Annotated in this window: 8 protein-coding genes; 1 reads left to right on the forward strand and 7 read right to left on the reverse strand. The window is 69.0% G+C overall.

Annotation, left to right across the window (positions count from 1 at the left end; all coding sequences use genetic code 11):
* Window positions 1-483 precede the first annotated feature (483 nt).
* Window positions 484-2,070, reverse strand: coding sequence for an alpha/beta hydrolase (locus tag ACLJPX_RS05905; protein WP_410599111.1), 1,587 nt, complete (start codon window positions 2,068-2,070; stop codon window positions 484-486).
* A 184-nt stretch (window positions 2,071-2,254) separates the two neighbouring features.
* On the opposite strand from ACLJPX_RS05905, the gene ACLJPX_RS05910 reads away from it, so the two are divergent.
* Window positions 2,255-2,947 (forward strand): DNA alkylation repair protein, encoded by a 693-nt coding sequence (locus ACLJPX_RS05910; RefSeq protein WP_410599112.1) that lies wholly within the window; start codon window positions 2,255-2,257, stop codon window positions 2,945-2,947.
* On the opposite strand, the gene ACLJPX_RS05915 is transcribed toward ACLJPX_RS05910, so the two are convergent.
* The 6 genes from ACLJPX_RS05915 to rplT form a co-directional block, all read right to left on the reverse strand.
* On the reverse strand, window positions 2,928-6,314 hold the full coding sequence (locus tag ACLJPX_RS05915) for a tetratricopeptide repeat protein (protein WP_410599113.1): 3,387 nt from the start codon (window positions 6,312-6,314) through the stop codon (window positions 2,928-2,930). The two genes, ACLJPX_RS05910 and ACLJPX_RS05915, sit on opposite strands and share 20 nt — an antisense overlap.
* Window positions 6,315-6,404: 90 nt before the next feature.
* Window positions 6,405-8,981, reverse strand: coding sequence for a phenylalanine--tRNA ligase subunit beta (gene pheT / locus ACLJPX_RS05920; RefSeq protein WP_410599114.1), 2,577 nt, complete (start codon window positions 8,979-8,981; stop codon window positions 6,405-6,407).
* The gene (pheS, locus tag ACLJPX_RS05925) at window positions 8,982-10,046 is read right to left on the reverse strand and encodes a phenylalanine--tRNA ligase subunit alpha (protein WP_410599115.1); all 1,065 of its coding nucleotides are present in this window, start codon (window positions 10,044-10,046) and stop codon (window positions 8,982-8,984) included.
* A 275-nt stretch (window positions 10,047-10,321) separates the two neighbouring features.
* On the reverse strand, window positions 10,322-11,152 hold the full coding sequence (locus ACLJPX_RS05930) for a DUF6159 family protein (RefSeq protein ID WP_410599116.1): 831 nt from the start codon (window positions 11,150-11,152) through the stop codon (window positions 10,322-10,324).
* Between the two features lie 32 nt (window positions 11,153-11,184).
* The gene (locus tag ACLJPX_RS05935; RefSeq protein WP_410600012.1) at window positions 11,185-12,015 is read right to left on the reverse strand and encodes a TrmH family RNA methyltransferase; all 831 of its coding nucleotides are present in this window, start codon (window positions 12,013-12,015) and stop codon (window positions 11,185-11,187) included.
* Window positions 12,012-12,389: a 50S ribosomal protein L20 gene (rplT, locus tag ACLJPX_RS05940; RefSeq protein ID WP_005163284.1), complete on the reverse strand. Its 378-nt coding sequence runs from the start codon at window positions 12,387-12,389 to the stop codon at window positions 12,012-12,014. Before rplT ends, ACLJPX_RS05935 begins: the two co-directional genes overlap by 4 nt.
* Between the last annotated feature and the right edge of the window lie 43 nt (window positions 12,390-12,432).

Here is a 12,432-nt window from a genome sequence, read left to right on the forward strand (position 1 = left end):
CCCGACAATTCCCCGGCGCGGCGGCGGGAAATCGGTACCGGACGGTGGATGACCGGTCCTTTGAGCACCGTCCGGGACGAAAGGGTGCCGGTCACGACAGGCGCTCCGGCGCGTTTAGAGGACTAAACGCGACGGGGAGGGATGCCCGGTGGAGTCGCGTCGTGCCCCGCCGGACCGATACACGCAGGGGTGTGTGGATACAGGGACACTCAACGTCCCTATATCCACACACCCTCCGCGACAGGCCACCTTGCCGCCGCGTTTAGAGGACTAATCGCGACTGGCCGAGGCGCCTTCACGTGCTTTTGGCGCTGGAGTGGGAGCGCGGAGCTGAAGGGGACTTTCCCCGCATGCGATGCAGGGAAAGCGCCCTTCACCGCGTGACATGCGGGGAAGGGCCCCTTCAGCCCCGCCAACGGCACCGACAGGAAAAGCCCCGCTCCGGAACAGGTCCGAAGCGGGGCATCCTGAAAGCGATCAGGCTCAGAAAGGCAGCGCCTGAGCCAGCGCCTCCTTCTTCACTTCAGCCGCGGGAGACGGTACGTCGGACTTGGGCGCGGCGGAGGCCGGAGCCGGAACCGGCTGCGGCACCGGAGTGCACTGCACGTCCGAACCGTTGCCCGGCTTCCGCACGGGCAGCTTCCCGGTCAGCAGGTAGTCCGCGATCTTGTCGTCCACACAGGACACACCGGACAACGAACCCGAGTGCGTCGTGCCGCCGGGCGCGCTGATCAGGCTGGAGTTCGGGTAGCGCTTGCGGATCTCCAGGCTGCCGGGATACGGCGTCGCTGCGTCGTTCTCCTCGTTGACCAGCAGGATGCCGGGCACCTTGCGCCCGTCGATCTCCACCGGCTTGCCCGCCTTCGCGGGCCAGTTGAGGCAAGGCGCGTTGAACCAGGCGTTGCCCCACGTCTCGAACGGCGCCCGGAAGTGGGTGACCCAGTTGTCGAACTTCCAGCGGTTCCAGTTCTGCGGCCACGCCACGTCGGTGCACTGCACGGCCGCGTACACGGCGTACCCGTTGTCCTGGCCCGGCGGGTTGGAGTCGTCGTACAGGCCCTTCAAGGTCTGCCAGTCGGCCTTGTGCACCCAGCCGGAGAACGCGTTCGCGATGTCTTCCCAGCCGAAGACGTAGTAGCCGGCCTGCAGGAAGATGTCCGTCCATTCGGAACCGCCGATGACGCCGCCCGCGGGCTTGTCGTACAGCTTCTTCTGCTCGGCGTACCACAGCTTCTCGACCGCGGACGCGGTCTTGCCGAGGTGGTAGACGTCGTCGTACTTGGCGAGCCAGCCGAAGTAGGTCTTGATGTTCTTGTCGAAGGCGATGTCCTGGTTCAGGTTCGCCTTGTACCAGACATCGCGGGGGTCGACCGTGCCGTCGAACACCATCCGCCGCACGTTCTGCGGGAACAGCGTGCTGTAGACCTGGCCGAGGTAGGTGCCGTAGGAGAAGCCGTAGTAGTTGATCTGCTTCTCGCCCAGCGCCTTGCGCAGGCTGTCGACGTCCTTCGCGACATCGATGGTCTTGATGTGCTCGAGGATCGCGCCGTTCTTGGCGCACGCCTTCGCGTAGCCCTTCGCCTTGTCGAACCACGCCTTCTCGAGGGCGCGCGTGGTCGGCACGTACTGCGGGCGGTTGTAGGAGGCGTAGTTCCCGTCGCAGGTCAGCGACGGCTTGCTCTCCCCCACCCCGCGCGGGTCGAAGCCGATCCAGTCGTACTCCTCACCGGCCTTCTTGGGGACGGCGCGTCCGAGGGTCGACAGGCCGAGACCGGAACCGCCGGGACCACCCGGGTTGACGATCATGACGCCCTGCGACTGGGCGGACTTGTGCTTCACCCGCGAGACGGCGATCGAGACCTTCTCCTCGCCGGGCTTCGCGTAGTCCAGCGGGACCTCGAGGGAGCCGCATTCCGCGCCGGCCTTCACCAGGCTCGGACGGGTACAGGCTCCCCAGGAGATGGGCTTCGGATCGAAGTCCGACGCCGAGGCGGCCGTGGCGGAGGGAGCGAGCGCCATGGTGCCGGCGCCGATCCCCGCGACCGCCAGGGCGGCAACGAATTTCTTCATGTGTTCCTTTTCGTCCGCGTTCGACCCGGTCGGGCCGAAGCTACCGAGAACCGGCTTCAATCTCGCTGACCGACACGTCGGCCGCCATCCCTCTTTAGTCGGGATCCCATGCCCCGTTCCGGGCATATCAGTCTTGTCGGTCCTTTGTCGTACGCTCGCCGCACCCACGGGGAGAGGAGTGCGAGTGGACGAGGTGAAAAGCCTGGTTTCGGCGGTTCGCAACGGTTTGGCCGGACTGGCCGATCCCGCGAAGGCGCCGGCGATGCGGGCGTACATGAAGTCGGAGATGCCGTACCTCGGGGTGCAGAAACCCGCGCGGGCGCCGTTGCTGAAGCGGCTCTTCGCCGAACATCCGCTACCCGATCGAGTGAGCTTCTCCACCGCGGTGCTCACCTTGTGGCGTGAAGCGGAATTCCGCGAGGAGCGGTACGCGGCCGTCGACCTATCCGGTCACCGTGCCTACGCCCGCTGGCAGGACAGCGATCTGCTCGGACTGTACGAGGAGATGATCGTGACCGGTGCGTGGTGGGACTATGTGGACGAAGTCGCCATCCGCCGGGTCGGGCCGATCCTGCGGGCGGAACCGGAGACGGTGACCCCGCTGATGCTGACCTGGGCGTACGACGAGGACCTCTGGCGCCGCCGCACGGCGGTGATCTGCCAGGTCGGCGCCAAGACCGGCACGGACACCGACCTCCTCACCCGCGCCGTCGAGGCGAACATCGACGACAGGGAGTTCTTCCTGCGCAAGGGAATCGGCTGGGCGCTCCGCGAGTACGCGAAGACCGAGCCGGACTGGGTGCGCGCGTTCGTCACCGCGCATCCGGCACTGTCCACTTTGTCCAGAAGGGAGGCGCTCAAGCATCTGGGCGGTTGAGCACCGGCCTCGGGACGAGGGCGACGAGCTCCCCGATCACCCCGCCGAGTCCGGGCAGCAGTTCACCCGTCTCCTTCAAATCACGGAGGAGGTCCAGCCGTACCTCCGAGGGCGGCCCTTCCGCCATCACGTCCGTGAGAGCACGCTTCGCCTCATCGCCACGACCCAGGGCCAGCAGATAGAACAGTGGCTGGACCTTGGCGTCCCAGTCGTGAGGGTCGGCCGTGGACGAGGCGACGGCTTCTTCGAGAGATTCGCCGAAACGCCGCTCGGCCTCCTCGGTCCGCCCGGCCTTCAACCATGCCAGCGCGAGGAGGTTGCGGGCCCAGGGGGACTCCGGTGCGACGGGACTCAGGACCTCCATCGCCTCGTCCGTCTCCCCGGCGAACAGCAAGGCCTCTCCCAGGTTCCCGCGGTACTCGACGTCGTCGGGGTGGAGGACGACCAGTTCGCGCAGTTCCCGGACGGCTTCCGTGTACTCCCCCGCCCGGCGGCGGATCTCCGCGCGCAGGACGCGGCCGCTCTCGTCGTGGCCGTCGGCCAGCGCGCTGTCCACATCGGACAAGGCGCCGCCGAAATCGCCGAAGAGGAGACGATGACGGGCTCGCCGGTAGCAGGCGTAGCCCTCGTCCTGGCCCAAGCGCGCACCCTCGTCCAGCGCGGCCCGGGCTTCGTCGTGACGGTCCAGGTCCGCGAGGATGTCGCCCCGGGTGGTGTGGAAGAAGGCGAACTCCGGACTCGCCGCGAGGGCGGCGTCGATTTCGGTGAGGGCGGCTGTGTTGTCGTCCAGGGCCCGATGGGCCAGCGCTCGCCAGGTGTGCACCCATTCGTCGGCGGACGCGAGTTCGATCGCGCGGTTCAGCGACTCCAGCGCTTCGCCGGGCTTCTTCAGCAGGACCAGCGCCATCCCGCGCCGCAAATGGTTCTCGGCGTCCTCGGGGACCAGCTCGATCGCCCGCTCGTAGTCGGTGAGCGCCGCCTGCCGATCACCCAGGTCATCGTGCACCCGGCCGCGCCAGTAACACGCCCACTCGTAGTCCGGGTCGAGCCGCAGCGCGGTGGTGAAACCATCGATCGCGAGGCGGTGCCGTCCTGCCCGATGGTGGAAGCCCGCCCGGATCGCGTGCGAGCCGGCGTTGTCGAGGTCCACCATGACGACGTCGTCGAAGGCTTTCGCGGCGGCGTCGGCGTTCCCGATCTTCTCGAGGAACCGCGCGAGCTGTGTCAGGTAGTAGGCACCCTTGGGGCGCAACGTGACCGCCGCCCGGTATCCGGCGAGCGCCTCCTCGTTCTCCTCCAGCTCGGACAGCAGCATCGCTCGCTGACTGATCGCCCAGGCGTAGTCGGGATCGAGCCGGATCGCGATGTCGAGTTCGCCGATCGCCTTCCGGGGTTCTCCGCGCTTGTCGTACACCTCGCTCCGGGCGGTGTACGCCCACGCGTGCTCGGGCTGGAGACGGACGGCTTCGTCGAGATCGGCCATCGCGCCCTCGAGATCGCCGAGTGCGGCCCGCGCGGAACCACGGCCACGCCAGGAAAAGGCATAGGTGGGATCGAGTTCGATCGCCCGGTTCAGGTCTTCCAGCGCACGTTCCCAGTCACTGTTGTTGCGGAAGAGGTTCCCCCGGTCGCTCCAGGCGTAGGCGTCGGCGGGGTTGAGGTCGAGCGCCCGGTCGAAGTCCCGTTTCGCCGCCTCGAAGTCGTCCTGGTCTTCGTAGGCCCAGGCACGCCGCCTGATCACCTTCGAAAGCCTGGCCGCGTCGAATTCCCCGGCGCCGACGAGCAGGTCGAGCACCGGGATCTCGCGCGGACCGTCACCGTCGCCGACGGCGGTGGCCAGCCGTTGCGCCCACTGCAGGACGGCGGGCGCGTCCGCGTCGATGCCCGCCTGCTCCATCATGCGTGCCCAGCCACGAGCGGGAGCGGTGCCGGTGGTGATCATCTCCGCGGCACCCACCAAGGCGTCCGGCAGCGCCTCGGCCGGGTCGGCGCAGAGCCGGTGGTAGGTCTGTTCGAGTTTCCTTCGCTGCCAGCGTTCGTCGTTCCACGCTTCGCGATTGCGGCTGAGGCCCAGTTCGGCGCACCGGCCCTCGTAGTACTCGCTGAGTTCCCGGTGCCTGGCGGCGAACGTGCCGGGCGAGCGGCCACGCTCCATCCGCACCATCGGCCCGCGGACGACGGAGTGGTAGCGCACCGGGAGTTCGCGGCGCCCGACGAAAGGCAGCTCCCGCAACCAGCGGAAGATCTCCCCCGCGGACTCCTGCCCGGTCAGGACGGCGAGGACGTCCTCGTCCAGGACACGCGGCAGGGCCGCCACCGCGGCGAGTGCACGCTTCTCCTCGTCGGGCACCCAGCGCAGGAAACGCTTGACGGCGTCATCGCCGGGATCGCCGACGGCGTCCGCTTCGGCGGGCTTCCCCTGCGCCAGCATGGCGACCAGCACGGGCAGCCCGTCGGTGAGCCGCAACACGACTTCGATCACCTGCTCGTCGGTGACCCCGTGCTCGGCGAGCAGCTGGCGCGCCTCCGGTTCGGTGAACGGCCGGAGTTCGATCTCCCGCGTCAGCAACTCGTGCCGGAGCCACTTCGTCCTGTCGAGCGGGAACTGGCCCGCCACGGTGAGGACCAGGTTCGGCGGAAGCTCGCCGTACAGACCGCCGAACAGGTCGAACAACCAGGTGTCCAGGACCTGCGCCGTCCGCTCGAAGGTGTCGAAGAACAGGGTGACCTGCCGAGATTCCGGAAGCCGCCAGAGATCCTCGACGAACGGCTTGGTCAGCTCCTCCGCCGGATCCAGGAGCAGCTGGACGTCGGCCTTCCGCTTGAATTTGGCCGCGAGGTAGCTCTGCAGCTGATCGAGCTGTTTCGCCGTCGCGTCCGCGTCGATCGCGTCGGCGGCGATGCTCCCGCCGGGCAGGGTCTTCGCCACGCCGAGACCTGCTTTGACCACGGTCTTCGTCACCAGGGCGCGACCTGCCGCCGGTGCCTGCGGATCGCTGTGGAGCCTTTCCCGCGCTTTGAGGTAGAACTCGTACCGTTTCTCGAACCGGCGCATCTCGTGGCCGCTTCGCGCGAGGTCCTTCGCGAGTTTGACCAGGGTCGCCGGGAGATCCTGCTGCCGGTCGTCCGCGAACCCGACCAGGGCTCGGGACTCTTCGGCGATACCGCGAAGTTGTTCGAGGAGGAACGTCTTGCCGACCCCGGCGAGACCGTGCACCGAGAACAGGTACCGGCGGCGCCGGTCGCCCTCCGGGAGCCCCAGATTCTCCCGGAACCCGTCGCGTTCCCCGACCCGGCCGACGAAACCGTCGCTCAGCCGGGCACGTGCGATGTCTTGGATGCTGGAGCGACCGTCTGGACGTGGCACGGGTCCTCACTTTGCCACATCCCGTAGCGCGTGAAGGCCCCCTTCCCTCGGTCGAGCCGGGGGAAGGGGGCCTTCACGCGCTGATCCGGATCAGGTCCGCAGGCTCGCGCCGAAGCGTTCACCGGCGACCGTGACGGCGGCGTCGCGGGCCTTGGTGGCCTCGTCGACGGTCAGCGTGCGGTCCGCGGCGCGGAACCGCAGCTTGTACGCCATCGAACGCTTGCCCTCGCCCAGCTGCTCGCCCTGGTAGGAGTCGAACAGCGTGATGTCTTCGAGCAGTTCGCCCGCGCCTTCGCGCAGCGCCTCGGCCAGATCCGCCGACGGCACACCGGTTTCGGCGACGAGAGCGACGTCGAGCAGCACCGGCGGGTACGCCGAGATCCGCGGCGCCGGACGGTCGTCCGGGATCGGGATCGCGTCCAGGTCGAGTTCCATCGCGACGGTGCGCGGCGGCAGCCCGAGCGCCTCGACGACCTTCGGGTGCAGCTCACCGGCGTAGCCGACGGGCCACTGCCCCACCCGCAGCTGCGCGCAGCGGCCGGGGTGCCACGGCGGCTGGTCCGCCGCGGCCGTGGTCAGCTCGACACCGGCGGCCTGCGCCACGAGCCGGGCGGCCTGCACCGCGTCGGCCCAGTTCGCCTGCTCACCCTCGCCCCACCAGCCCGCGCGAGCACGCTGGCCGGCGAGCACGACGGCGACGTGCAACGGCTGCGGCGGGACGGCCGCCTCCAGCACCGCGAGCTCCTCGTCGGTCGGCCGCCGGTCCACCCCGAGCTCCGGCATCGGGATCGGGTTCGGCCCGGGCAGCACGACCTGTCCGAGGTGGAACAGCGAAACATCCTTGAAGCCACGGGAAATGTTGCGCTGCAACATCTCCAGCAGCCCGGGCAGCAACGTGCTCGCCATCCGGTCCTTGTCCGCCTCCAGCGGGTTGCGGATCTTGACGGTCTTGCGGCGCACGTCGTCTTCGGGCAGTCCGAACGCATCCCAGACCGAGTCCGAGAGGAACGGGAAGGGCTGCACCTCGACGTAGCCCGCCTCGGCCAGCGCACGTGCGACCGACCGGCGACGGCGCTGCGTGTCGGTGAGGCCACGGCCCGCCGGGGCGTCGGGCAGCACCGACGGGATGCTGTCGTAGCCCTCCAGCCGGAGCACCTCCTCGACCAGGTCGGCGGGCTGCACCAGGTCACCGCGCCAGCTCGGCGGGACCGCGGTCACCAGCGCGGTGCCGTCCTCGGACGTGCCCACGTTGACCTTGCAGCCGATCTGCGAGAGCCGCCTGACGGTGACGCCACGCTCGTAGCGCACCCCGGCCACCTGGTCGGGCAGGCTGATCGGCATGGTCACCGGCTGGTTCGGCTCGACGCCGCCCTCGTCGGTGCGGCCGGGCAGGATCGAACCGTCGCCGTACTGACGCAGCAGGCGCGCGGCGAATTCGACGGCCACCGCGCACAGCTGCGGGTCGGTGTACCGCTCGAACCGCTTGGCGGCCTCGGAGAACAGCTTGTGACGGCGGGCCGTCCGGCTGATCGACGACGGATCCCAGTGCGCCGCCTCGAGCAGCACGTCGGTGCTCTCGGGGGTGATCTCGGTCGACGCGCCGCCCATCGTGCCCGCCAGCGAGATGACGCCGCTGTCGTCGGCGATCACCACGTCGTCCGGGTCGAGAGCGCGCTCCGCATCGTCCAAAGTGGTCAGCTTCTCGCCCGGCTTCGCCTTGCGCACCACCAGATCGCCCTTGACCGACCCGGTCGCGAACGCGTGCAGCGGATGACCGAGTTCGAGCATCACGTAGTTGGTCACGTCGACCGCGAGCGAGATCGAGCGGATCCCCGCCAGCATCAGGCGGCGGCGCATCCACCACGGTGTCGGCGCCGTCGCGTCGAGATCCTTGACCCGGCGCAGCACGAAACGCTTGCAGCCCTCGGTGTCCTCGAGGTGCACCGGCCACGCGTCGCTCTCGGCCACCGGGACCTCGATGGACGCCGGGTCGCCGAACGGGACGTCGAGCGCGTTGGACAGCTCGCGGGCCAGGCCGCGGACCGACAGCGTGTAGCCGCGATCCGGGGTCGGCGTCACCTCGAGGACGGTGTCGTCGAGGCCCAGCAGCTTGTTCGCGTCTTCGCCGGGGCTGGCGGTGCTCGGGGGCAGGACCAGGATGCCGGAGTGGTCGTCACCGATGCCGAGTTCGCTCGCGGAGCAGATCATGCCGTCGCTGAGCCGGCCGTAGGTCTTGCGCGAACCGATCTCGAAGCCGCCGGGCAGCACCGTGCCGGGCAGCGCGACGATGACCAGGTCACCCTCGGCGAAGTTCGTGGCACCGCAGATGATCCCGCGGGTCCTGATCCCCGCGGGACCGTCGTCCTCGAAGGGACCCTCGTCGTCATCGGAGTCGTCGTCGATGTTCTCGTCGGGCTTCTCGGCGTCGTCAGCGTCGTCGCTCGACTCGCCGACGTCGACCCGGCAGAAACGGACCGGCTTCTTGAACTCAGTCAGCTCCTCGATCTCGGCCACGCGGCCCACCACGAGCGGGCCGGTGACCGGTTCGAGCGCGCGGACCTCGTCGACCTCGATGCCGATGCGCACGAAGGCGTCGGCCAGATCTTGGGCCGTGACCTCCTCGTCGACGTCGAGGTGTTCGGTCAGCCAGCTGGCTGGGACCTTCACTCAGGCCTCCGTTCCGAAGGGCAGGGTGAACCTGATGTCGCCCTCCACCATGTCGCGCATGTCCGGGATTCCGTTGCGGAACTGCAGGGTGCGCTCGATACCCATGCCGAAGGCGAAGCCCGAGTAGACCTCGGGATCGACGCCGCAGGCACGCAGGACGTTGGGGTTGACCATGCCGCAGCCGCCCCATTCGACCCAGCCGGCGCCGCCCTTCTTCTCCTCGAACCAGACGTCGACCTCGGCCGACGGCTCGGTGAACGGGAAGAAGTGCGGGCGCAGGCGGGTCTTCGAGCTTTCGCCGAACATCGCGCGGGCGAAGGCGTCGAGGGTGCCCTTGAGGTGCGCCATCGTCAGGCCCTTGTCCACCGCGAGTCCTTCGACCTGCGAGAACACCGGAGTGTGCGTCGAGTCGAGCTCGTCGGTCCGGTAGGTGCGGCCGGGGCAGACGACGTACACGGGCAGGTCACGGTGCAGCAGCGTGCGGGCCTGCACCGGCGAGGTGTGCGTCCGCAGCACCAGCCCGGAGTCCTCCTCGCCGAGGTAGAACGTGTCCTGCAGCTGGCGCGCGGGGTGGTCCTTGCCGAAGTTCAGCGCGTCGAAGTTGAACCACTCGGCCTCGAGTTCCGGACCGTCGGCGACCTCGTAGCCCATCGCGACGAAGGCGTCGGCGATGCGCTCCGAGAGGGTCGCGATCGGGTGCCGGGCTCCGCGAGGCACCCGATCCCACGGAAGCGTGACGTCGACGGTCTCCTCGCGGAGCACCTTTTCGTCACGTTCGACCTGGAGCACGGCACGGCGCGCGTCGAAGGCGGCCTGGATGCCTTGGCGCGCTTCGTTGACCCGCTTCCCGGCCTCGGCCTTCTCCTGCTTCGGCAGGGCGCCGATCTCGCGGCGCGCGAGGAGCAGCGGAGACTGGTCCCCGAGGTGGGCGGGTTTGACCGCGGCCAGCGCGTCGAGATCCGCCGCGGCCGCGAAATCCGTCTCGGCCTGCTTGACGGCGGCCGTCAACGTATCCGGCGCGAGCGCCCCCGCCTGGGGGTCCTGCTTGTCGTTGGCTTCGGACATAACTCCTCGGCGTCCGCTGGGACTGGTCCGGTGCACGCGAGCGCACACATGGGTTTAGCAGCTGCTGAATTCTATGGGACAGCGAACGGCGGCCCCCGATCACCCTCGGGCTGGGCACACCGTCACTCGCGAGTGCGAAGAACGCGCTTTACGCCGTAAACAAGGTGCTGGAACGAACAGTGCGTTCCATGGGAGCTCCCTTGGTGTCGTGGTGCGGACGGCGTGGTGCCCGCGACTCTACGTGGCCGCGGGCACTCGGGCCATCGATTTCGGCGTCAGCGGGTGGCGAACGCGCCCGCGAAATCCACCTTGCCGAACGCCTCCGGGACGACGCCGTCGGCGGCGTAGCGGTACAACGCGGTCTGGTAGATCCCGGCCAGCGTCGTGCAGAGGATGGAGACCAAGAACGCCCACACGAGTGAAATCCCGATGGAGACGACGATCGTGATGGTGCCGCCGAGCAGGAATCCGGCGCCCATGAAGACCGCGAATCCGGCCAGTGTCAGCAGCACGCCGACCAGCCCGATGCCGAACCTTCCGGCGGCCTGCTCACCCCAGGTCTGCTTGAGCAGCACCGCCGACCGCTTGGCCCCGTGCCGGACACCGGCGTCCTCGATCATCATCACCGGCAGGACGAGGTAGGTCACGAGGTTCCAGGCGGCGCCGACCAGCCGTCCGACGAAGAAACCGATGAACGCGAACCGCTGCTCGATCTCCCGGAGGATCAGGGAAACCGTCGCCGTCACCGCCGCCCAGCCCAGCAGGGGCAGCCATCGGCGGCCCGCCTCGGCCAGCCCGGTGGCCACGCGGGGATCGTCACCGCGCAGCGCGACGTCGGCCTGGGAAATGAGCGCGGCGTTGAAGAACACCGTGACGAACGCGGCCGCGAGATAGAACAGGCCGATCATCACGTACGAACCGGGGGTGAGCCGCGAGTGGTCGGCGATCTCGGTGTGGGAGATCCAGTAACCGCTCCCGAGGAACACCACGGCGACCAGCAGACCCGCGAGGGAGGCCAGCACCGGGAAGACAGCGAGTTCCTTGCGGGACCGCAGAACGCGCCAGGAAGCGCCGAACAGAGCGAAAGAACGGGCGATACGCCCCATGATTCCCCCAGTGAGCCAACGGAATCCGTAGCTTAGCGAGCCCGGTTCGGCGCCATCGCGTTGGTGTAGACACAGATCGCCGCAGCGGTGGCGAGGTTCAGGCTCTCCGCCCGGCCGTACATCGGGATCTTGACCGCGAGGTCGACGGCGTCGAGGACGTTTTGCGGCAATCCGTGCGCCTCGTTGCCGAACACCCACGCGACGGGCTGGTCGAAGGTGACCTGATCGAGCTCGGTGTCGGCGTAACCGTGCGCGCCGAAGGTGCGGAGACCGGCGGCGGAGCAGGCCTTCAAGGCCGCGTCGACGTCCCGGATCCGGGTGATGGCGGGGTGGAACAGGCTGCCCGCGGCCGCGCGGACGCATTTGCCGTTGTGGGGATCGACACTGTCCCCGGCGAGGACGACCGCGTCGGCGCCGGCGGCGTCCGCGACCCGGATCACGGTGCCCGCGTTGCCGGGATCGGCGACGTCGACGAGGACGACGACGAGCTTCGCGCCCGGCTTGAGGACGGTCTCTTGTGGACGGTCGACGAGCGCGCAGACCGCGACGATGCCTTGCGGCGTCACGGTCTCGGACAGGCCGTCGGCGGCGCGGTCGGTGATCGGCGAAACCGGGACACCCGACTCGTGCGCGGTGGCGAGCAGACGCTCGTGCTGCGCGGCGGCGCGTTCGGTCACGAACAGCTCGTACACCTTGCCGTCGTGGGCGAGCGCGGCTTCGACCGCGTTCGCGCCCTCGGCGAGGAACCGGCCCGTTTTCTCCCGCTCGGCCCGGCGGGTGAGCTTGCGCGCAGCAACAACCCGGGGCGTCCGTTCGGTGAACGGAGCCGCCCCGGGTTGCGGAAGAGCGCTGTAGCCGGTCAGGCCGACTTCTTCTCTTCGGTGTTCACGTTCGCCTTGGCCAGCTCGGCCAGCGCGGTGAAGGCGGCGGCGTCGTTGACCGCGAGGTCCGCGAGGATCTTGCGGTCGACCTCGACACCCGCGGCCTTGAGGCCCTGGATGAAGCGGTTGTAGGTGACGCCGTTGGCGCGGGCGGCCGCGTTGATGCGGGTGATCCACAGCTGGCGGAAGTCACCCTTGCGGGCACGGCGGTCCCGGTAGGCGTAGTTCAGCGAGTGAAGCGTCTGCTCCTTCGCCTTGCGGTACAGCCGCGAACGCTGGCCGCGGTAGCCGCTGGCGAGCTCGAGAGTCGCGCGACGCTTCTTCTGGGCGTTGACAGCCCTCTTGACGCGTGCCACTGGGTCCATCCTGTCGATCTGGGGGCGCGCTGGCGCGCCCGGC

This window comes from Amycolatopsis sp. lyj-90, assembly GCF_046549035.1.
Lineage (GTDB): Bacteria > Actinomycetota > Actinomycetes > Mycobacteriales > Pseudonocardiaceae > Amycolatopsis.

What these genes read in the sequence shown, in the direction of transcription:
- pheS (WP_410599115.1), bottom strand. Translation starts at nt 10,046, where the DNA reads ATGTCCGAAGCCAACGACAAGCAGGACCCCCAGGCGGGGGCGCTCGCG.
- ACLJPX_RS05930 (WP_410599116.1), bottom strand. Translation starts at nt 11,152, where the DNA reads ATGGGGCGTATCGCCCGTTCTTTCGCTCTGTTCGGCGCTTCCTGGCGC.
- ACLJPX_RS05905 (WP_410599111.1), bottom strand. Translation starts at nt 2,070, where the DNA reads ATGAAGAAATTCGTTGCCGCCCTGGCGGTCGCGGGGATCGGCGCCGGC.